Origin of the sequence: Gordonia malaquae, from assembly GCF_037148075.1 — a bacterium.
Classification (GTDB): domain Bacteria; phylum Actinomycetota; class Actinomycetes; order Mycobacteriales; family Mycobacteriaceae; genus Gordonia; species Gordonia malaquae.
In genome coordinates this window covers 666,308-687,516 of sequence record NZ_JBBCUB010000002.1, presented here as the reverse complement: position 1 = coordinate 687,516, position 21,209 = coordinate 666,308, and the positions used below count along the sequence as shown (strand labels likewise).

The window sequence follows — 21,209 nt, the reverse complement described above, 5'->3', positions numbered from 1 at the left end:
GCAAAATCGAACACATGATCTCGCGACTCGTGCCGTCCGGCGTGGGCGCCGCCGAAACATTCGGCGACCCACCCGGACTGACAGCCATGCCCGCCGAAGAGAGCCTCATCTCGCAGGCGGTGGAGAAGCGTCGTCGCGAGTTCATCACCGCGCGGCACCTCGCCCGTCAAGCCCTCGGCCAGCTCGGATACGACCCGGTTCCGATCCTGCGCGGCGAACGCGGGATGCCGCTGTGGCCGAATCAGGTGGTTGGCAGCATGACGCACTGCGACGGCTATCGCGCCGCCGTCGCCGCCTACACGATGCAGGTCCGCTCGCTCGGCATCGACGCCGAACCGCACCTGGCGCTGCCGGACGGCGTCCTCAGCCATACCTCGGTACAGGCTGAGCGCGACGTCCTCGCCACCCGAGACGACGACCTGCACTGGGATCGCCTGCTGTTCTGCGCCAAAGAGGCGACATATAAGGCGTGGTTCCCGATCACTCACCGTTGGCTCGGCTTCGAGGACGCTCACATCACGTTCACCAGGGACACCGACGCCGACGGACTGAGCGGCACGTTCACGTCCACCATCTTGATCGACGGCGCCACCATCGACGGGGGCGACCCGCTGCTGACGATGCCCGGTCGGTGGGCCGTCACGGACGGTCTGATCCTCACGACGATTGCGCTCACCTGATGGCAGATTCCAGCATCGACAACGCGGGGCTGCTCATCGTCGACAAGGCTGCCGGAATGACCAGCCACGACGTCGTCGCCAAGACCCGCAAGGCGTTTCAGACACGCAAGGTCGGGCATGCGGGGACCCTCGACCCGATGGCGACCGGGGTCCTCGTGATCGGCGTCGAGCGCGCCACCAAGCTTCTCGGCCTGCTGTCGCTGACGACGAAGTCGTACGCTGCGACCATCCGACTCGGTCAGAGCACGAACACTGACGACGCCGAGGGCGACGTCCTCGAATCGTCGGATGCGAGCGGCGTCACCGATGAGCAGATCGTGGCCGGCGTCGCCGCGTTGACCGGCGACATCCTGCAGATCCCCGCCAAGGTCAGTGCCATCAAGGTCGACGGCCGACGCGCTCACGTCCTCATGCGCACGGGCGAGGAGTTCGAGCTCGACGCCCGACCCGTCACGGTGTCGAGATTCGACATCCTCGACATCCGCCGCGACGGTGCGTTCGTCGATGTCGACGTCGACGTCGACTGCTCGTCAGGAACCTACATCCGTTCCCTCGCGCGGGATCTCGGCGCCGGCCTGGGCGTCGGCGGTCACTTGACTGCGCTCCGCCGCACGGCCGTCGGGCCGTTCACTCTGGATCACGCGCGGACGATGGATGCGGTGACGGAGGCTCCCGGACTGTCGCTCGGGATCGATGATGCGGCGAAGCTGTGTTTCCCGCTGCGCGAGATCAGCGACGACGATGCGGAGTCGATCAGCCAGGGCCGCTGGCTGGAGCCTGTCGGGATGAAAGGCGTCTACACCGTCGTCGATCCGTCCGGGCAGGCGATCGCGCTGGTCCAGGAGAAGGGTCGACGAGCGAGCTCGGTCATGGTCGTGCGCCCCGCGACCCTCCGCTGATCCCTCACGCGAACAGATGCGGCTGCGCTCCTGCGACGTGAGGTTCCCACCCCGGGTCACCGGACATGACGAATGCCGTCCAGACGGCGTGCATTCGGGTCGCGAGTGCTTGGTCGGGGGAGTCGCCGACCAAGCGGTGAGCGTCATCGAGGTGATCGAAGACGTAGGGGATCTCGACGGCGTGTCCGGCGCGGATGCCTGCGACCGGGCTGTGGCGGCCGAACTCGTACAGGAACGTGTGAGTGTCTCCTCGGGCGTCGGCGATGTTGATCGTCGGGTCGGAGAACCCCGTCCGTGTCAGTTCGGCGCACAGAGCGTCACCCGGAGTGACGCCGCTCGCGACGAGTTCGGTGAACCGCGCCGTGTCGAGTCCGGCACGTGCCAGGAACCCGGCGGCACCGGCCTCGTCGACCGCGGCGACCAGACCGGTCGGCGCCAGGAAGAAGTGGAACTCGTCGGCGTTCCAGCCCGCGAGCAGCGGCACTCCGGCACCTGCGCCGTCGGCGATCGATGCAACAGGGTGGGCAGGCAGTACGTCACCGTCGATCACCGGGAACAAGCTCATGATGCCTTGGCCTGCAGCGATGACCGACTCGCCCCACACGGATGCATCGGGGTTCATCGACAGTTCGAGGGCCATCTGGGTCTGGGCCGCAAGCAGGTCCTCGGACGACACGGATGCCCAGCCCGCAGCAGTCGGTTCCACGCCGAGGATTTCGCTGATTCTGGCGCTGACCTTGCGAGCGTCGGGGATCGTCGCGGCCGCCACGCCGTTGCCGCTCTCCATCACGGCCCGCTGGAACAGTCCCGTGGCGCGCGGTGACGCCAGGAGCGACGCGACGCTCATCGCGCCTGCGGATTCACCGACGATGGTGACTTGCGACGGGTCGCCGCCGAACGCGGCGACATTGTCGCGCACCCATTCGAGGGCGGCGATCTGATCGAGCAGTCCACGGTTCTCCGGTGCACCTTCGACAGACGCGAAGCCGGGCGCCCCGAGGCGGTAGTTGATTCCGACGAACACCACGCCGTCGCGGGCGAAGGAGTCGCCGGAGTAGATGCCGACCCGATTCGCTCCGCGAGTGAAGGCTCCACCGTGGATCCACACGAGAACCGGAAGGTCGTGCGCGTCGGTGTCGGGTGTCCACACGTTGACGTTCAGGTAGTCGTCGCCGGGCGCGATGACGTTCTCCAGGATCGATCCGATCGGCTCCGGATACCCGACCTGCGGTGCCGCGGGCCCGTACTCACCGGCGTCGCGAAGCGCCGTCCAAGCAGTGGGAGGCTGCGGTGCGGCGACTGCGAGATCGCCGACAGGTGCTGCGGCGTAGGGGATTCCGAGGAACGCGGCGACGGTCGAACCGTTGCTCGTGGGGACGAATCGGCCGCGGACGGGGCCGGACACGGTCTCGACGACGGGATGCTCGATTGAGGCAGAGGTCACATCCTGCACCCTATCCGCTTCGGGCTCGGTGAGGTGGGTTCCCCAAACTCAGTCCCCAGAACGCCGGTCGAGGACTGTCTTCCCTCGGATGTCGCTGTGAGTACTGAGTTTGGGAGTGGGTCAGGCGCGGTCGAGGAAGATCGCGCGGGCGGCGATGTCACCGAGGTGGATCGGTGTGCCGTCGTCGACACACACGGTCACCGTGCCTGCGAAGGCTCGCTTCTCGGTGATCCGCACTCGACAGTCGAGGCTGATGCCGATCTCTTCGAAGTACCGGAGCATCTCGGGGTCGGAGTCGGAGATGCGGGTGATCGTGCCGACGTCGTCCACGTCGAGGTCGGCGAGTTGGAGTGACGCCGACGAGGGCACCGTTCCGTTGGCATCCGGAATCGGGTCGCCATGAGGGTCGCGCTTGGGATGGCCGAGTTTCGCGTCGATGCGTTGGAGGAGAAGCTCGGAGACGGCGTGTTCGAGGACTTCGGCGTCGGTGTGCACCTCGTCCCAGCCGTACCCGAGTTCGCGGACAAGGAAGGTCTCGAGGAGTCGATGTCGGCGGACCATGCCGACTGCGGCCTCACGGCCGCTGTCGGTCAGAGTCACCGCACCATACGGGGCATGGTCCACAAGGCCCTGATCGGCGAGCTTGCGGATGCCTTCCGACGCGGTGGACGGGGACACGCTCAGCTTCTCGGCCAGCAGTTTTGTCGTCACCTTGGTGTCGGACCACTCCTGCGACGTCCAGATCACTTTCAGGTAGTCCTGGGTCACTGACGAGAGTTCGTCGACCGGTCGAGAGTCGGGCATGAACCAAACCTTACCCACCGGGCACTGCCGATAGCGCGCGCGAGTCGTACTCTTAGACCCGTGTTGCGTTGGCGAGGTTTGGACGAGGTACCTGCCGGATGGGGTCGCTGTGTGGTGACCATCGGCGTGTTCGACGGTATTCACCGTGGGCACGCCCAATTGGTGAACGCGGCGACGCGTGCGGCGGCGGAGCGCGGAGTGCCCGCCGTTCTCATGACGTTCGACCCGCATCCGTCCGAAGTGGTGCGACCAGGCAGCCACCCGCCGCAACTGTCGACGCTGCGACGCCGTGCGGACCTCGCGGAGGAGATGGGGATCGACGTCTTCTGCGTCATCCCGTTCACCCCGACGTTGGCGGCGCAGTCGCCCGAGGAGTTCGTCCACGAGGTCCTCGTCGAGCAGTTGCATGCCGCAGAGGTGATCGTCGGCGACAACTTCACGTTCGGCCACAAGGCGCTCGGCGATGTCCCGAAGCTCCGCGAACTCGGCCAGCGGTTCGGATTCGAGGTCACCGCGGTGTCGCTGTTCGGTGAGCACGCAGTGACGTACTCGTCCACCTACATCCGTTCGTGCGTCGCATCGGGCGACGTCGAGCTGGCCGCAGAAGCGCTCGGCCGCCCGCATCGGGTCGAGGGCGTCGTCGTCCACGGTGAGCGCCGCGGCCGCGACCTCGGATACCCGACCGCCAACGTCGCTCCGCCCGAGCATGCCGCCATCCCCGGCGACGGGGTCTACGCCGCATGGTTCACGGTCCTCGGCGACAAGGAAGCGGACGACATCCGTGTGGGCGAGCGCTACGCGGCATCGGTGTCGGTCGGAACCAACCCGACGTTCTCTGGACGGAACCGCACAGTCGAGGCGTACGTCCTCGACGTCGACGCCGACCTCTACGGACAACACGTCGCCGTCGACTTCGTCAGTCGTCTGCGCGGCATGGAGTCGTACGACGGCATCGACGCCCTCATCGCCGCGATCGCCGACGATGTCGACCGCACGCGAACGATTCTGTCGGCCGAAGACTGACAGATGGAACGCCGCGGCGGAGCCGCCGGCACGCTTGCAGCAGTCCTCGGCGTCGCCGCAGGGTGCATGCTGATCATCGCGAGCACGGCGCGGTGGTACGGGCCCCCGAACATGGCGCTCGAACCGCGTGGTCTCGGTGTCTTCTACGTCCACCGCGACGAACTGATCACGACTCATCCGGCTGGTTGGGCCGTGCTCGTGACCGGAGTCGCCGTTTGTCTGGCGTTCGCTGTGGGGGCGTTCTACTGTCGTCGCACTCTGGGCGTCATCGGCGCAGTTTCTGCGCTGGTGGGCTTCGTCGTGCTGCTGAGGTCGTGGCTCGACCCTGACTCGGTATTGCGTGAGAGCGAAGCTCGGATCGGCGTGAATGTGTTTGTCGATTCATCGGCCGCGTGGGGGCTGTACGCCGGGATGGCTGCGAGCGTCGTTGCTCTGATCTGCAGTGCGGTCGTCTCTGTCAGCGGTGCCGCCGCCCGATCGGATTCTTCACAACAGGTGTGACCTGGTAACGTACACCGCTGGTGTCGGCTGCGGTCCGTGGCGGCGCACCCTTTCCCTGGTGGGGAAGTCTGGAGCACGGACTGGAAATCAAGGAGACTCTCATGGCATTGACCACTGAAGAGAAGAAGGCCATCCTCGCTGAGTACGGCGTGCACCCGACCGACACCGGTTCGCCGGAGGCTCAGGTCGCGATGCTGACCAAGCGAATCAAGGATCTCACCGAGCACCTCAAGCAGCACAAGCACGATCACCACAGCCGTCGTGGTCTGCTCCTGCTCGTCGGTCGTCGTCGTCGCCTGCTGAAGTACTTGGCCGGCGTGGACATCAACCGCTACCGCTCGCTGATCGAGCGTCTGGGCATGCGTCGCTGACGTAGCCGTGATTTCGCCTTCGAGGCCGCAACCCGCACGGGTTGCGGCCTCGAAGTGTTTTTGCAGGGTGAATGCTAGAATGTCCGTGCGATGAAGGTGCGGTACGCACGAATGGTCGTGACACGTCAGATCGGTCCTCGGTAGTGGCTGTCGGAAGTGCAAGGGCACATCCGGCCGCTTCGATCGAAGGCCGTCTACTCACAGCGCGAGGTGCGCTGTTCACGACCGTAGGGCCGTTCCCACTCTCATCTCGGTAGACCCGCCACGGCGCCCGCCGCTGGAGGGTCTGCACCTGCATATTCGCCGCGCGTGGATCGCGACGGCACAAACAAAGGAAAATCCACTTCATGACTGATGTCATCAACGACGACTTCGACGATTCGATCACCGAAGTCTCCGCTGTCATCGACAACGGATCGTTCGGCACCCGCACGATCCGCTTCGAGACCGGCCGCCTCGCACTGCAGGCCGCAGGCTCGGTCGTCGCGTACCTCGACGAGGGCACCATGATCCTCTCGACGACCACCGCCTCGAAGTCGCCGAAGGACCATTTCGACTTCTTCCCGCTGACCGTCGACGTCGAAGAGCGCATGTACGCCGCGGGACGCATCCCCGGATCGTTCTTCCGCCGCGAAGGCCGCCCGTCGACCGACGCGATCCTCACCTGCCGTCTCATCGACCGTCCGTTGCGCCCGTCGTTCGTCGACGGACTCCGCAACGAGATCCAGGTCGTCGAGACCATCCTCTCGCTCGACCCGAACGACCTGTACGACGTCGTGGCGATCAACGCTGCTTCCGCGTCGACGCAAATCGCCGGCCTGCCGTTCTCCGGTCCCGTCGGCGGCGTCCGCGTCGCACTCATCCCGACCGACGAGAACAAGGCGGGCCAGTGGGTCGCGTTCCCGACCGTCGAGCAGCTCGAAGGCGCCGTGTTCGACATGGTCGTCGCAGGCCGCATCGTCGCCGGTGAAGGCGCATCCGCCGACGTCGCGATCATGATGGTCGAAGCCGAGGCCACCGAGAACGTCCTCGAACTCATCGCAGGCGGCGCGCAGGCGCCGAGCGAGACCGTCGTCGCAGAAGGCCTCGAGGCCGCGAAGCCCTTCATCGCCGCTCTGTGCGAGGCGCAGAAGCAGCTGGCCGCGGCAGCCGCCAAGGAGACCCGCGACTTCCCGCTGTTCCCGGCCTACGCCGACGACGTCTTCGCGGCAGTCTCCGAGTTCGCATCGGCACGCCTCGGCGACGCCCTCGCGATCTCCGGCAAGCAGGAACGCGACAACGCGACCGACGCACTCAAGGCAGACGTCCTCGCCGAACTCGGCGAGCGTTTCGAGGGTCGCGAAGGCCAGATCGGCGCAGCCTACCGCTCGCTGACCAAGAAGCTCGTCCGCCAACGCATCCTGACCGACCACTTCCGCATCGACGGCCGTGGCATCACCGACATCCGTGAGCTGTCGGCCGAGATCGGGATCATCCCGCGCGCACACGGCAGCGCACTGTTCGAGCGCGGCGAGACCCAGATCATGGGTGTCACCACCCTCGACATGGTCAAGATGGCTCAGCAGGTCGACTCACTCGGCCCCGAGACCAGCAAGCGCTACATGCATCACTACAACTTCCCGCCGTACTCGACCGGTGAGACCGGTCGTGTCGGCTCGCCGAAGCGTCGCGAGATCGGCCACGGCGCACTCGCTGAGCGCGCCATCGTGCCGGTGCTCCCGAGCGTCGAGGAGTTCCCGTACGCGATTCGCCAGGTGTCCGAGGCTCTCGGCTCCAACGGTTCGACGTCGATGGGTTCGGTCTGTGCTGCGACCATCTCGCTGCTCAACGCCGGTGTGCCGCTGAAGGCTCCGGTCGCAGGCATCGCGATGGGCCTGGTCTCCGACGAGGTCACCATCGATGGCAAGACCGAGACCCGCTACGTCGCCCTCACCGACATCCTCGGCGCCGAGGACGCATTCGGCGACATGGACTTCAAGGTCGCAGGCACCAAGGACTTCGTGACGGCCCTCCAGCTCGACACCAAGCTCGACGGCATCCCCTCGAAGGTTCTCGCCGGTGCGCTGAGCCAGGCCAAGCAGGCCCGCCTCACCATCCTCGACGTCCTCGCCGAGGCCATCGACGAGCCCGACGAGATGAGCCCGTACGCTCCGCGGATCACCACCGTCAAGATCCCGATGGACAAGATCGGCGAGCTGATCGGCCCCAAGGGCAAGACGATCAACGGCATCACCGAAGAGACCGGCGCCAACATCTCGATCGAGGACGACGGCACCGTGTTCATCGGCGCAGCCGACGGCCTGTCCGCTCAGGCGGCGATCGACAAGGTCAACGCCATCGCCAACCCGCAGCTGCCGAAGGTTGGCGAGCGCTTCCTCGGCACCGTCGTCAAGACGGCCGCCTTCGGCGCATTCGTCTCGCTGCTGCCGGGCCGCGACGGTCTCGTCCACATCAGCAAGCTGGGCAACGGCAAGCGCATCGGCAAGGTCGAAGACGTCGTCAAGGTCGGTGACAAGCTCCAGGTGGAGATCGCCGACATCGACGAGCGCGGCAAGATCAGCCTCATCCCCGTCAACAACGACGCGGACAAGGCAGACGACAAGAAGGCGGAGGAGAAGGCTGACGCCTGATCCCTCGGACTGACGGCTCCGGCCCGCGACACCCACCGTGTCGCGGGCCGGAGCCGTCTGTGAGGGTGGTGCTGGCTCTACCATGAACTGTCCACACCAGGCCCGTGACTCCATCTGTGCAGGTCAATAGCGTTCAAGGCATGGCAATCACCGATATGAACCGAACCGTCCACTCCGCGGACGAACCGTCGCCCGGAGCCCCGTGGCAGCGCATGCGGCAATCGCCGCTCACGTACCTCCTGTCCGCCGCGCCGTGGCGCGCGGCGACGTACACCGGCGTCACGCTGATCCTCGGCTGGCTGACGATCCTCGTCTACATCGCGATCGTGCTGCTGCCGTTTGTTCCCGCATGGGCGAATCTGCTCGGCAAGATCGAACGCCAGCGCGTGAGACTGCTCGGGCTGCCCGAGATCGGCGACCCGCACCGACCGGTGGACGGTGGCCTCGGGATGCGGATCGGAGTCCGACTCGGTGAGGCGTCGACGTGGCGCGAGGTGGTCTACACGCTCGTGCTGGCCGCGGTGACTCCTGTGCTGACACTCGTCCTCGTTCTCGAAGGTGTTGTGCTCGGCATGTTCGCCCTCGCGCCGATGTTCGTCGTTCAGGACATGCCCATCGAACTCGGGTTCTGGACGGTGGAAAGCACGGCCGAAGCCTGGATGCTTGTCCCGATCGCGATCCCGCTCCTGATCATCACGCTGTATCTGTGGGCCGGTGTCGCCGCAGCGACGGCGTCGATCGCGATCGCCCTGCTCGGCCCCCGCCAGGAGGAGCTCGCCGCCCGTGTCGAAGCGCTGGAGTCGTCTCGTGGTGTGCTCGTCGACTCTTTCGAGGTGGAGCGGCGCCGTATCGAGCGGGATCTCCACGATGGCCCGCAGCAGGAGTTGGTGGGCGCGGCGATGCAGTTGGGAGAGATCGCCCAGATGAACGACGACCCGACCGTCCGTACCGACGTCGAAGCAGTTCAGGCGCGCGTCGAGCGTGCGCTCTCGTCTCTGCGGGACACGGTGCGGGACATCCATCCGCAGGTTCTCGAAGACCACGGTGTCGAGGCGGCGTGCGCGGAGCTCGGCGGCCCGGTGGTCGTTCACGTGAGCGTGGGCGACGGATGGACGCCGGGCCGACGACTGTCGGGCCCCGTGGAGCGGGCGCTCTACTACACGGCTAGCGAAGCGGTGACGAATGCCGTCAAGCACGCGGCGGCGTCGACGGTGACCATTCACCTCGCCGGTGCGGACACGGTCACCATGACCGTCACAGACGACGGCGCGGGTGGTGCGGACGTCTCGGCAGGCAGCGGGCTCGCCGGCCTCGTCGAGCGGGCGGAGGCAGTTGGAGCCGCTCTCACCGTCGACAGCCCGACAGGCGGCCCCACCGTCCTTCACTGGTGCGGCCCGTCGTCGTCCTGACGGCGTCGGGGACAATCGGACGGTGACACAACGCATCGTCCTGGCCGAGGACTCGATCCTGCTGGCCGAAGGTATTCAACGCATCCTGGAACGTGCAGGCCACGATGTGGTCGCCGTAGTCGACAATGCCGACGCACTGCGTCTCGCGGACGTGAGCGACGTCGACCTGGTGATCACCGACGTGCGCATGCCCCCGGGGTCGGGTGACGACGGCTTGCGCGCAGCGCTTGAGCTTCGGCAAGGCCGACCCGGACTGCCGGTGCTGGTGGTGTCGCAGTACGTCGCCGCAGCGTATGCCAGGACGATGCTCGCCGAACCCGGGGGAGCGGTCGGCTACCTGCTCAAAGAGCGGGTCGGGCGCGTCGCGGACTTCCTGCGTGCCGTCGACACGGTGATCGCGGGCGGTGTGGTCGTCGATCCGGAGGTGGTCGCATCCATGTTCGCCACGGCGGCGCTCGACCGGCTCACGCCCCGTGAATCCGAAGTGCTCGAACTCATGGCTCGTGGTGCGAGCAACTCGGAGATTGCGGCGTCGCTCGTCGTGTCTGACGCCGCGGTCTCCAAGCATGTGGCGAACATCTTCGCCAAACTCGATCTGCCTCCCGAGACGGAGAATCGTCGCGTGCGCGCGATCCTCCTGTATCTGGGACGGGTCAGCTGACCTTGATGCGACCCGTGGTGCCGGTGATCTCGCGAAGGCCGCCCGACGCAGACTTCACGTCGCCGTAGTACCGGATGCGGTAGTCGCCTGCGGGAGTGTTGCGCGGCACGTGCCAGGACACGGTCACCTTGGACGCCGACGCACTTCCGCCGGGTCGGACCCAGGTCATCTCCGTCGACTCGTGGTCGTCGTCGAAAGCGACCGTCCACGCGGTGCCGGTGAAGCGCTCCACGGCGAAATAGCCCTTGGTGCCTTTGCCGCGGCGGATCTTGTTGGACGGGAACGCCCCGCAGAAGCTTGCGGAGACCGTCGTCCCGACCTTCGCCGACGACGGGACCTTCGACACGACCTGCCCGAACTTGCGGCCGGGCATCGGTGTGTCCGCGGGTTGACCGCCGAGGAGATCGGGCTGCAGATCGTCACGGTTCGCCGGGCGGGCACCCGCAGGCTTGCGGCTGCCTCGCGCCATCGAGCGCGCCATCGAATGGAACTCCTGCATGTACGCGCACAGCGTCCACCGGCCGAACAGGCTCTCGCCGCCCTCGTACTGCTGGGCCAAGTACTCCTCAGGCGTCACCGTGTACTGGCTGTAGCCGTTCGAGTAGCCCTGGAGAAGGACGTTCTCCAACGGCATACCGAGAGCATCGGCGACGAGGCGGCGAATGCGCAGACCTGCGACGATCGTCGTCTCCGAGGGCATCGCCGCGAGCGCGAGGTCGCCGATGCGGATCAACTGGATCGGCAGGCGCTGCTCGATCCACGAGCGAGGCGGAAGCAGACCGAGCGGAAAGAGGTCGGCTTTCGGCGCCTGGACGTCGAGCATCCACTGCGCGGGAGTGGGTGTCTTGCCTGCGCCGAGTGCCATTGCGAGCTCGTTGCGCATGCCCTCGTGCAGGATCGCGAGCTGGCTGCGGTTGTTGTCCTCCATGCTCGTCGCGGCCGCGGCCATGCCCATGATGGCGGGCGACGTGCGGGTCGACTTGCCGTTGGGGGTGTAGTGACCCGAGATGTGCAGGTCGTCGAGGTTGAGATAGCGGGTCGCAGTGTCGACGCCGCCCTTCGACATCGCGCGGGCACCGGACAGGGCGCGCTGGCCCGCGTCGTCCTGGCGGCGGCCGATGAGCACGCGGTTGGTGCGATGGTCCTCGGTGGGCCCGCCCGGGTTCATCTTCCGCAGCCACAGGTTCGGTGTCATGTCGCCTGCGTTGGTCTGCGCGTGAGCTGCGACAACACCTGCGTTGCGCTGTTCGGCGAGGTACGACGCGTAACCCTTGTTGTCGGGGCCGATCTGGAAGTTGTTGTCGGTCAGCGACGTGCCGTGGGTGGCGAACCAGGTGATCTCACCGATGGTCTGACCGCCGCGCCGGAGCCGGAGCGCGGTCACCTGCGGGTCGATGTTCTCCGGGAAGTGGCGACGGTCCTCTGCGGCGTTGAGCTTGAACGCAGGCATCGACCGGTTCGCGCTGGCGTTGTGCAGCTCGTCATGGCCGAGTTCGACGGTTCCGGGGCCGAGGCTGCGGTGAGCTTCGTCGACGGCGTCGAGCAAGCCGGCGAGTTCGGCCTTCAAGGAATTGCTGCGGTGACCCATCGCCGCCAGCACGTATGCGTAATCCCACGACGTGCCGCCGCACGAGTTGTGGTTGTGCGTCGCGTTGATGTTCACGTTGTGCACGTTGTACGTGTCGCCGTAACGCTTGGCGAGTTCGGCGAGCAGGAGGTTGTGGTGCGAGGTGAAGATGCATGCGATGTCGGCGGTGATGAACAGGACACGCTTGCCGGTGGCCGCGTCGGCGATGACGTAGGCGCGTGCCCAGGTCCGACCGAGTAGGCCTTTCGCCACCTGCTCGGCGTCGGAGTAGCCCATCATTCCCTGGCCCGCGATGGCGCCGGTCATGTCGCCCTTGCCCGCGCCGACGAGGTATCCGGTGGCAGCGGCTGCCGGCCCGGCCTGGCTGACGGCGACTCCGCCGATCGTGGCTGCTGCGGCGGTCGCGGTCGCACCGACGGCGGCTGCCTGCAGGAGTGAGCGGCGAGAGATGTCAGACATGAGTCTCCTCGAAAGTGAAACGCGTACTAGTCAAGCGATTCTGTGACCCTAGCCTCATTCGATCGATCGATCAAGAATCCTCGTCGGATGTGGCCGAGTACGTGCTTCTAGACTGGACGGGAGATCCGCGACAAGAGAGGCTCCGCTCATGGGCAACGGCATCCGCACGGGTGTACTCGGCAGCAACGGCAAGGTCGGCAAGGCCATCATCGAAGGTGTTGAAGGCTCCTCCGACGCCGTGTTCACCGTCGGCGTCGACAAGGGCGACTCCCTGCAGGCCTTCGTCGACTCGGAGACGTCGGTCGTCGTCGACTTCACCCACCCCGACGCGGTGATGGACAATCTGAAGTTCTTGATCGACAACGGGATCCACGCGGTCGTCGGCACCACCGGGTTCACGTCGGAGCGCCTCGCGACGGTCACCGAGTGGCTGGGTGCGAATCCGCGCAGTGGCGTGTTGATCGCACCGAACTTCGCGATCGGCGCAGTCCTGTCGATGCATTTCGCGCAGCAGGCCGCACGCTTCTTCGACTCGGTCGAGGTCGTCGAACTCCACCACCCGCACAAGGCGGATGCGCCGTCCGGCACCGCAGGGCGAACGGCCCAGCTGATCGCCGCGGCTCGCGCCGAAGCAGGGCTCGGACCGTCGCCGGACGCGACGTCGACGGGCATCGAGGAGGCGCGCGGCGCAGACGTCGACGGTGTCCGCGTTCATTCGATCCGCCTGGCCGGACTCGTCGCCCATCAGGAAGTGCTGTTCGGCACCCAGGGGGAGACGCTGACCATTCGCCACGACTCGATCGACCGCAACTCGTTCGTCCCCGGTGTTCTCCTGGGCGTCCGCGAGATCGGCTCGCGCCCCGGCCTCACGGTCGGCCTCGAGCACCTGATGGATCTGTGACGCGCGTGTCTGCACGTAAGCCGGACTCCCGTCCGATCGTGGCGATGATTGCCTTCCTCGTCATCGCGATGTGCGTCTACTTCGTGATCCTCGGACGAATGGCGGTGAATCTGATCGGGGAGGGGACCGCGGTCTCGATCGGTTTGGGCGTCGGCGTGTTCATCCTCCCGCTGCTCGGCGTGTGGATGATCGTCGCGACGCTCAAGTCGGGAATCGAACACCAGCGCATGGCTGCCGCCGTCGCCGACCTCGGACGCGAACTCGACGTCGACGACCTGCCGCGACGCGCGTCGGGCCGCATCGAACGCGACGCCGCCGATGAGCTGTTCGCCCAGGTCAAGGACGAGTGGGAAGCGGACCCGTCCGACTGGGTCCGCACCTACCGCATCGCCCGCGCCTACGACTACGCGGGCGACCGCTCCCGCGCCCGCGAGATGATGAAGCGGGCCGCGGGCCAATACCGCGTTGCCAAGTCCACCCCCGCTCCCTGAGCCAGCTCGCCTGCTCCTTGAGCGAGTTCGACCCTGCACCTCAACAAGCTCGCCTCTGCTTCTTGAGCGAGCTTGCCCCGCTGCTCCTTGAGCGAGCTTGCCCCGCTGCTCCTTGAGCGAGCTTGCGAGTCGAAAGGCCCTCCGGCACTCTGACCACATGGCCCGCCTGCTGATCGTCCACCACGCGCCGTCGCCGCACTGCCAGGAGATGTTCGAGGCCGTCGTCGCGGGCGCAACCGACTCCGAGATCGTAGGTGTCGACGTGGTGCGGCGCGCTGCGCTCTCTGTGTCGCCCGCCGAGGTGCTCGACGCCGACGGATACCTTCTCGGGACGCCGGCAAACCTCGGGTACATGAGTGGTGCTCTTAAGCATTTGAGTTGCGAAAGCCCCGCTATTACGTGTTCTTGGAGGTCGGCGGCATGAAGCGCTTGCTGATCATCCACCACACTCCCTCGCCGCACTGCCAGGCGATGTTCGAGGCAGTGGTGAGCGGTGCGACCGACCCCGAGATCGAGGGCGTCGAAGTGGTGCGCCGCGCGGCGCTATCGGTGTCGACGAGCGACTTCCTCGACGCAGACGGCTACGTGCTCGGAAGCCCGGCGAACCTCGGGTCGATTTCAGGTGCTCTCAAGCACGCCTTCGATTGCTCGTACTACCAGATACTCGACTCCACGCGGGGCCGCCCGTTCGGGCTGTACCTGCACGGCAACGAGGGGACCGAGGGCGCCGAGAACGCCGTCGACCGGATCACCGCCGGGCTCGGCTGGGAGAAGGCCGCCGAGTACGTCATCGCCGCGAACAAGCCCGACAAGTCGGTGCTGGAGGCGTGCTGGGAGCTGGGCGCGACGGTCGCCGCCGGGCTGATGGAGCAGTGACGGGCGGCAGGTTAGGCGGCTCGCCGGTGCAACGGTCACGTTGTCGGCCTGAGCAATTAGAATCTGCCCGATGACCAGGGCAGGCTGCTCGGTCGCGCAACTGGAGTTTGGAGAGATAGCCGATGGCCGAGGTGACATTCCTCAATCAGAGTGAACCGGTTGATGAGTATGGGCGAGCGCTATACGCGGTATCTCGATCAGTGTTGAGAGCCCACTTCGACGAACTCTCCCATTCGGACCTCGAAGACCTCAACTGCGACCGGGTGGACGTGACGTTCCGCCAGTTGTCCAAGGTCGCGAGGCTCCATCGCGACAAGGGTGCGCGCGGTGACGGGTTCGAGTGGGCGGTGCATGAAGCGATCGTCGGCGGTGAACCGCGCGTGGTCGACCTGGTCTCAGAGGCGCTCAAGAAGGTGAGCCCGAAGTCGTTCGCGGGGATCGATATGCCTACGTCGCTGATGTTCGGGCACGAGCGTGCCCGGCACCTTGGGTTCACTGAGGCGGTTGTCAGCAACGCGAGTGGCGACGCAGTTCTGCTCCCAGACGGTTCTGGTCGGCCTTTCGCCTTCGACTCGTGGATTCCCGTGGCTGCGCGCGGAGTATCGGGAGAGCCGTTTCTAAGGGACAGGATCAAGAAGGTCTGGAAGACCGACCTGTTTCTGAGCGGGGCTGACAAATCTCGTTTCGCTGCTGCGACGATCAAGAGCAACTGGCACCAGCTTGAGGACGGGAAGGGGCTACGCGTGGCGATAGTGCCACAGGCCGTGGATCTGAGGCCCGGCTACCAGCGGTGGAAGTCGCTTCACCTTGTCGCGTTGCCAGATCCAGATGGGTTTATGGGGTTATTCAATGACGCGTATGAGGCAGTGGCCGAGGCGATCTTGACTGCTGGTCGGCACGACCGTGCGCCCTACTACTACAAGCCGAGCGCGAAAGCGCAGAAGATCCAGAAGCAGTTGGAGAAGTTCGAGACCGTCAAGGTGATCGAGATTCTGGAAGCCCTCAACGACGCCGCCCAGCAGAACCTAATCACGGTGGACAAGAAACTGATGTCGGTGGAGCCACCCGCGTGGCTGAGCATCAACGAGAAGAGGACCCCCGTCGTTGCGCCGAGGCCGTCGTTCGTGAAACTGGATTGACCTCCGCACCGCTCCTAGTGCCCGATCTGCCACCGGGGGCGGTGTGTCGATTAGGGTGTGTCTGTCAGCGCACGCAGATACAGTTCGACGGTGACTACACCGCCCTCGCCCCCGCCCTCGGTTCTCATCGAGGTACGCGCACGCACTGACTACCTCGAACCCCACCACCGCGAGGCGCTGGAGTCTCTGCCCGAGGTGCTGCGATCGCAAGACGTCGAGACTCAGCTTGTCTATCGCGAGCTTGGCGGCATGGGAGCGCCACCCCTCGACATTCTCACCGCGTATCTCGTCGGAGTTGGCGGCGGTCTGACGGTGGAGCTGGCGAAGGCCACGATCAATGGCCTGATCGAGTGGGGCCGCAGGCGGATTCGCGAGCAGCCGCCCGAGTACGAGGACTACGAGCCGCCCGAGGGGTGGCGGGTGCGCACAAAGCTCTACGGACCGAAGGGCGAACTGCTCAAGGTCATGGACGTGAAGCGCGCTAGCGTCGATGCCGAGTACACCCACCCCGATATCGAGGGGGGCAGGACAGCTAACGCAGCGTCCGACCCCACATTTGCGTGCGCCCTACTGGGTTGGAGCTGTCGGCCGTGCCCGCACTGCCACCGCGCCACTCGCGCCGGTACCTCACGATGAGGTTGTTGCCGAGCGGAATTCCGCTCACATTCAGAAGTAACTCGCCGGGGCGTTTCAACCTGCGATTGCTGGTGGTCGCGGCCATGTCGACGGAAACCAAAGGACGCACACCCAGGACATAGACCCCGAAGATGGCGACCTGTGGATGTCGAGTGCGGATTAGTACGATCGTGTCGTCGTCGATCCGCTCGGTGCGAAACGGGGAGGTGGGGCGGGCCTGGAGGTACCCGAGCATGCCAGCGATCGCGGCGACCACGGCGGCGACGGCTGAAACGACAGTCAGGGTGAACACGCACCGATCGTACTGTGGCGTACCGACAGGTCAGGCCCTCACGCCTGCCGGGGTGATCCCTACGGTGCCCGGCGTCGCACCGCTTCTGATGTTGGCGAGTGCGAACGCTCGCGCGTCGGTGCCGTCGAGGGGCAGGAACGGTGCGTGGTCGACGTCGGGCTGCGAGATCTTGCCATCGGTGTAGAGCTGGTGCAAGAGTCCGGTGATCGAGCCCCAACAGTTCGCCACCAACCGGGGCTTGGATTCGATCGTCGACGCTGTCCGGACAGGTAGGTCTTCGGTTGCCGCGTCCCGGCCGAATTGGTCCTGCCGGCGCGCATGGGCGAGTTCGAAGTCCTACAGGAGTGTGACGGTGCGCATTCCGGTGAGCTTAGGCCTGTTGACCTTGAGCACGTTCTGTGACGCCAGGAATTGGAGCACAGAGATGGCTGGCTCCTCATCGGGTGCGTCGAACTTCGCGACCTCGCGAGTTGCCGGGTAACACCACGGGCTCTCGAGATTCGACAGGACGGCGAGGACCTCCGGTACGTCCGCCGGCTGCGGGTCGGCGAAGCTGATGAGCTGCATTGTCTGCCGCGCTGGAATAGCACGGATCGCTGCTAGCCGCTGCAACTGCGACCACGCCAAGACGTTGTGGGTTCGCAGCGCGTATTGGGCGACCTGGGCCCAGGTGTATGCGTTCTCGTCCGAGACGAACGAGTCCAGTTCTTTCAGGATGCGGTGACCGACCTTGTCGGCAGTACTTCGGTCTTTGAGGACGTCGCCGACGGCGCCGACGACGTGTGTGGGGGCCAGGAACGTCGCCACGTTCGCAGATGCGTCGATGCCGGTCCTGATGGCGTGCCAGCCGCCGGTCGCGAGGTGATCGAACGTGTTGGCATCGTCGGCAAGCAGTCGGGCGTCCAGGAGCCGGGCGAACAGATCGCTATTCTCAGCGGCGATGTCGGTCGCCGTAAGGTGTGTCTGGAGGCCGTCCAGGCTCTTTGCGAGTTGCACACGCATCTCGGTCGAGGGGATCTCGACGCGGGCGTTCAGCACAGCGACCGCGAGTTTACGGACGTCCGAAGACGTCTGTTCCTCAGCGCCTGCCTCCGCTTCGTTGGCGGACTCCAATCCGGAAGTGTCGACGGTGAAGGCGCCGGCGGCGGTCAGCAGCTCACTGAGCTTGGTGTCGATGCTGCCGACCTGGTCCAGGTACACCTCGACGTTCGCCGCGGTGGCATGGAAGAGCTGGGCTCCGGCCAGCGACTCCCAAGTCGCTGGTGGTGCCGCCTCGAGGTCGCTGAGGGTGGCCGGGGTCGCGGTGCCGCCGAGTACTGCCGCCAGCTGCTCCGAGGGCCAATCGGCCGCCTCGTCGGTGTTCAGCACGTTGACGAGCGTCGCCTCGTGGGTGATGGCGGCGTCTGTGGCGTCGTCGGCGGCGATCAGGGCGAGATACTCATGGGGGTTGCGCAAGCAGTAGCTGTAGACGGTGTCCGGGGCCGCATCGAGGAGCTGGTCTAGCGCCACGGGGCCTTCGATGCTCGCGGCAAGGCGTAAGTTCTCGGCGCTGAGCTCGTACAGGTCCGACTTCACGACACGGTGGAGCACGTCTTTGTGGAGCCCGTTCAGATCGGACAGGCACACGTCGCACCGCACGAGCATCGCGACTGCGGCGTCTGCGACTCCTGCGTCCTGAGGGTCGGTGTAGGCCGGCATCTGCTGGTAGTGGCCAAGCACGAAGTGCGCGACGTCGGCGGGGGTGTCAAACGCGCTGATGGTCTTAGCGGTGGTAGCGCGCAGCGCTACGTCGACGAGTTCGACGCGGACGTCGTCGGGCACGTCGGTGCTGGTGACCAGGTGGGTGAAGACGGGCCGCCACCCCTCGTGCGCGAGCCGGGCTACGAACTCGGTTCGTGCCTTCCCAGAGGTCAGGTAGGTGGCCATGAACCGCTGTGCGATATCGCTTGTGTCGTGCACCCGCACCAGATGTTCGACCACGTCGTTGGCGCCGCCGTGGTCGGCGGCGAGCAACCAGTCGACGACGTCGGTGTTGAACGCACTGACCGAAGCAGTGAAGTCGGCGCTGGCTTCGGCGAGCAGGTTCTGGACGGCGTTCGGACTGCGAAACTTGTGGTCGATATCGGTGCCGTTTGTCTGTTCGGTCTGGATGAGGAACGTGTGGACGTCGATACCGGCGAAGTTGCCGTAGAACTGGGCGGCGTACACGCTGTAGTTCGGGTCGATGTGACCGCCGCGGACCAGGTCGCGCGCGAGCTCGGAGTCGAGAAGTTCGTGCACACGATCCGCCATCGTCACTGCCTCGGTCGAGGTGTCGCCGTCTGCGGCGGCTTGCCAGTCGACGGTGCCGGGGCCGCCTGTCCCGGCCAGGGGCTGGGGCATTGTATAGCTGACCGTGGAATCGATGACGCCGCGGAAGTCGGCACCCCTGAGAGCGGCTATCTGGGCGTTGATCCTCGCTGCCTCGATCTGCGCTGCCTTCTCGTTCCGTTTCTCCCACCGGCCCTCTAGCAGCTCCGGGTAGAGATTCTTCAGCCCGTCCTGGTTCAGCGAAGCGATTGACACATCTCCGTAGCCACGCCGGCGAACCATCATTGTGATATTTGCAGTGTCGAGCGCGTGGTCCCAGAACACAGCCGTTGCGGCGGCCGACATCGGGTAGTCTTCGTCGCCGACTCGGTACCTCACCTCACCGTCGGTCGACCCCTGTTGGTCCCGCAGCATGCTTGCCACAGCGTTGAGTCGCTTGGCCATCTCTCGAATGAACGGCCGGACGGACGTAGGTCGCGCGCCCTCCTTGAGCACAGCGCGCTTCTCGTTCTCGAGCCGCTCGACGCCGAGGCGGATGATGCCGCGTCGGTCGTCGTAGAGGACGTCCAGGGCGCTGGTGCGGCGCGCTATGTTCTCGAAGTCAGCCATGTGGAAGTTCTTGTACGCCACGAGCGCGAACAGTTTCGTCTCGTCCAGCTCCGGCGCGCGCTTCTCGCTATGCAGGAGTCGCTCGGCGAACACCAGGTACTCGTTGACCATGTTGAGCAGCAGCCGCATGTCGGTGCAGTGGCGGGCCACAAGGTCGACGAGAGAACGCTCGATCCTCACGCCGACATCGTCGAGCAGGCCCTTCAGCAGGTCGCGGGCGTTGCGATGCGAGATGAACGGCACGACAGGGACCACGACCTCGAAGAACTTGGTCCGGTTTGCCCTGGCTGTCTCCGCGGTTACGGCGTCGTCACGACGAGCGGCTCGCATGCTCGCGTCTGCAGCCGTCGTGGCGGCGTCGGTCTGGCCGACGCGGTCCTGCTCGGCACCGAGCTTCTCGAACAGGCTGTCGCGGACCGCGTACACGAACCGCAGTGGCCGTCCGGACCGGGCCTTGCCGCGCTTGGGTCCATTCAGCAGCGTGTTCAGCTCCCGAAGAGCCTCGAAGATCTGCGGGTCGTCGAACCGGTCGAGGTCTTCGAAGATGACGATGTCGATGTTCTCAGAGTCGAAGTAGTTCACGATCAGGTCGAGGTACTGGTCGAAGTAGGTGAGCTTCTTTTCCGACAGTTTCACTGTGGCGCCCCCGGCCGAGATGTCGGAGACGAAGAACTTCTCGTGGGTCAGCATCCGCACGCCTGCGGCCGCAGCCAGCACGATGCCAGCCAACACCAGCCACACCAGGCCCCGGAGGAACGAGTGGGCTGACTGTGCGACCTCGGGGGTCGGCAACCACCCCATCAGCACCAGCAGCGCCGCCAGAGGTGCCAGCACAGCGCCAGCCTGCCACGTCGCCCTGCCCCACGACAGCTCGACGGGGCACCGGAACTGCGACCGCTTAAGTGTGGACGGTTCGGCGCTGTAGACGAGTTGCTTCACGACCTCCTTCTGGATTCGGTTTGTCAGCGACGTGCCTTCGTCGCTCGGGCCGAGTGAGGAGATCGCCAGGCGCAGCGTGGTGTCTGAGTGCTCCTCGACGTACTTACCCAGAATGCTTGACTTGCCGGCCCCATACCGACCGGTGAGCGCGATGTTGCGGTTCCGATCATCATCCAAGGCAGCCGTCAGCCGCTCCAGGTAGGACTGGTGCTGAGACTCGACAAATTTCGGCGCTAACGACGCGAGAGCGGGCGCCGTGCGCCCGGAGGCCGGCGTAGGAGACCCTGAGGCGGGGTCTACCGCGCGCTCCGGAAAAGGATCGTGGCCGACCGTGCAGTCCTCGGTCTCCGCCGCATCCTGGGGTGTTGCTTCAGGCACTGTGGCTCCCAACTCCTTGCGCGTCGCCGCTTCACGTCTGGGCCGGGACCGAGTGTGAACCCCGGTCCGCAGATGAGCGGCCGGGAAGCCGACAGGTACGACTCTAGGTGAAGGTGCCGACACCGGCCATCTAGGTAGTTCACCTCACCGCACTCAGTCGGGCCGGGCC

At 65.8% G+C, this 21,209-nt stretch carries 18 protein-coding genes and 1 pseudogene; 14 read left to right on the top strand and 5 right to left on the bottom strand.

What is annotated here, in order from left to right:
* Positions 1-14: 14 nt before the first annotated feature.
* Both WFK36_RS10290 and truB read left to right on the top strand, forming a co-directional pair.
* Positions 15-680 carry a 4'-phosphopantetheinyl transferase family protein gene (locus tag WFK36_RS10290; protein WP_336791555.1) on the top strand — a complete coding sequence of 222 codons (666 nt, stop codon included), beginning with the start codon at positions 15-17 and terminating at the stop codon, positions 678-680.
* Positions 680-1,579, top strand: a complete 900-nt coding sequence (gene truB, locus WFK36_RS10285) for a tRNA pseudouridine(55) synthase TruB (protein ID WP_008382152.1) — start codon at positions 680-682, stop codon at positions 1,577-1,579. Before WFK36_RS10290 ends, truB begins: the two co-directional genes overlap by 1 nt.
* A gap of 4 nt (positions 1,580-1,583) precedes the next feature.
* On the opposite strand, the gene WFK36_RS10280 is transcribed toward truB, so the two are convergent.
* Entirely contained in the window at positions 1,584-3,023 is a 1,440-nt protein-coding gene (locus tag WFK36_RS10280; protein WP_336791554.1) for a carboxylesterase/lipase family protein, read from the bottom strand.
* A 120-nt stretch (positions 3,024-3,143) separates the two neighbouring features.
* Positions 3,144-3,827: a metal-dependent transcriptional regulator gene (locus WFK36_RS10275; protein WP_008382182.1), complete on the bottom strand. Its 684-nt coding sequence runs from the start codon at positions 3,825-3,827 to the stop codon at positions 3,144-3,146.
* A gap of 60 nt (positions 3,828-3,887) precedes the next feature.
* Here WFK36_RS10275 and WFK36_RS10270 point away from each other — a divergent pair, with 60 nt between their 5' ends.
* The 6 genes from WFK36_RS10270 to WFK36_RS10245 all read left to right on the top strand — a co-directional run bounded on the left by WFK36_RS10270 (position 3,888) and on the right by WFK36_RS10245 (position 10,422).
* Positions 3,888-4,850: a bifunctional riboflavin kinase/FAD synthetase gene (locus WFK36_RS10270; RefSeq protein WP_075051951.1), complete on the top strand. Its 963-nt coding sequence runs from the start codon at positions 3,888-3,890 to the stop codon at positions 4,848-4,850.
* 3 nt (positions 4,851-4,853) lie between these two features.
* Positions 4,854-5,351 carry a hypothetical protein gene (locus WFK36_RS10265; protein ID WP_336791553.1) on the top strand — a complete coding sequence of 166 codons (498 nt, stop codon included), beginning with the start codon at positions 4,854-4,856 and terminating at the stop codon, positions 5,349-5,351.
* Positions 5,352-5,452: 101 nt separating this feature from the next.
* Positions 5,453-5,722: a 30S ribosomal protein S15 gene (gene rpsO / locus WFK36_RS10260; protein ID WP_008382178.1), complete on the top strand. Its 270-nt coding sequence runs from the start codon at positions 5,453-5,455 to the stop codon at positions 5,720-5,722.
* A gap of 347 nt (positions 5,723-6,069) precedes the next feature.
* Positions 6,070-8,352, top strand: a complete 2,283-nt coding sequence (locus WFK36_RS10255; RefSeq protein WP_336791552.1) for a polyribonucleotide nucleotidyltransferase — start codon at positions 6,070-6,072, stop codon at positions 8,350-8,352.
* 140 nt (positions 8,353-8,492) lie between these two features.
* On the top strand, positions 8,493-9,761 hold the full coding sequence (locus WFK36_RS10250) for a sensor histidine kinase (RefSeq protein ID WP_336791551.1): 1,269 nt from the start codon (positions 8,493-8,495) through the stop codon (positions 9,759-9,761).
* A 22-nt stretch (positions 9,762-9,783) separates the two neighbouring features.
* A complete protein-coding gene (locus WFK36_RS10245; RefSeq protein ID WP_336791550.1) occupies positions 9,784-10,422 on the top strand; it encodes a response regulator transcription factor in 639 nt (212 codons plus the stop codon).
* Here WFK36_RS10245 and WFK36_RS10240 read toward each other — a convergent pair.
* Positions 10,415-12,469: a neutral/alkaline non-lysosomal ceramidase N-terminal domain-containing protein gene (locus tag WFK36_RS10240; protein ID WP_336791549.1), complete on the bottom strand. Its 2,055-nt coding sequence runs from the start codon at positions 12,467-12,469 to the stop codon at positions 10,415-10,417. The two genes, WFK36_RS10245 and WFK36_RS10240, sit on opposite strands and share 8 nt — an antisense overlap.
* Positions 12,470-12,617: 148 nt before the next feature.
* On the opposite strand from WFK36_RS10240, the gene dapB reads away from it, so the two are divergent.
* The 6 genes and pseudogenes from dapB (at position 12,618) to WFK36_RS10210 (ending at position 16,512) form a co-directional block, all read left to right on the top strand.
* On the top strand, positions 12,618-13,370 hold the full coding sequence (dapB, locus tag WFK36_RS10235; protein ID WP_075051952.1) for a 4-hydroxy-tetrahydrodipicolinate reductase: 753 nt from the start codon (positions 12,618-12,620) through the stop codon (positions 13,368-13,370).
* A 5-nt stretch (positions 13,371-13,375) separates the two neighbouring features.
* Positions 13,376-13,861 (top strand): hypothetical protein, encoded by a 486-nt coding sequence (locus tag WFK36_RS10230; protein ID WP_419717480.1) that lies wholly within the window; start codon positions 13,376-13,378, stop codon positions 13,859-13,861.
* 157 nt (positions 13,862-14,018) lie between these two features.
* Positions 14,019-14,234 (top strand): annotated as a pseudogene (locus tag WFK36_RS10225) (flavodoxin family protein); the annotation flags it as partial.
* Between the two features lie 47 nt (positions 14,235-14,281).
* The gene (locus WFK36_RS10220; RefSeq protein ID WP_336791548.1) at positions 14,282-14,737 is read left to right on the top strand and encodes a flavodoxin family protein; all 456 of its coding nucleotides are present in this window, start codon (positions 14,282-14,284) and stop codon (positions 14,735-14,737) included.
* 122 nt (positions 14,738-14,859) lie between these two features.
* Entirely contained in the window at positions 14,860-15,876 is a 1,017-nt protein-coding gene (locus WFK36_RS10215; RefSeq protein ID WP_336791547.1) for a hypothetical protein, read from the top strand.
* A gap of 90 nt (positions 15,877-15,966) precedes the next feature.
* A complete protein-coding gene (locus tag WFK36_RS10210) occupies positions 15,967-16,512 on the top strand; it encodes a hypothetical protein (protein ID WP_336791546.1) in 546 nt (181 codons plus the stop codon).
* A 322-nt stretch (positions 16,513-16,834) separates the two neighbouring features.
* Here the strand turns inward: WFK36_RS10210 and WFK36_RS10205 are convergent, their stop codons facing one another.
* Together WFK36_RS10205 and WFK36_RS10200 are read right to left on the bottom strand one after the other, a co-directional pair.
* A complete protein-coding gene (locus tag WFK36_RS10205; RefSeq protein WP_336791545.1) occupies positions 16,835-17,032 on the bottom strand; it encodes a hypothetical protein in 198 nt (65 codons plus the stop codon).
* 108 nt (positions 17,033-17,140) lie between these two features.
* Positions 17,141-21,040 carry a YobI family P-loop NTPase gene (locus tag WFK36_RS10200; RefSeq protein ID WP_336791544.1) on the bottom strand — a complete coding sequence of 1,300 codons (3,900 nt, stop codon included), beginning with the start codon at positions 21,038-21,040 and terminating at the stop codon, positions 17,141-17,143.
* Positions 21,041-21,209: the final 169 nt, after the last annotated feature.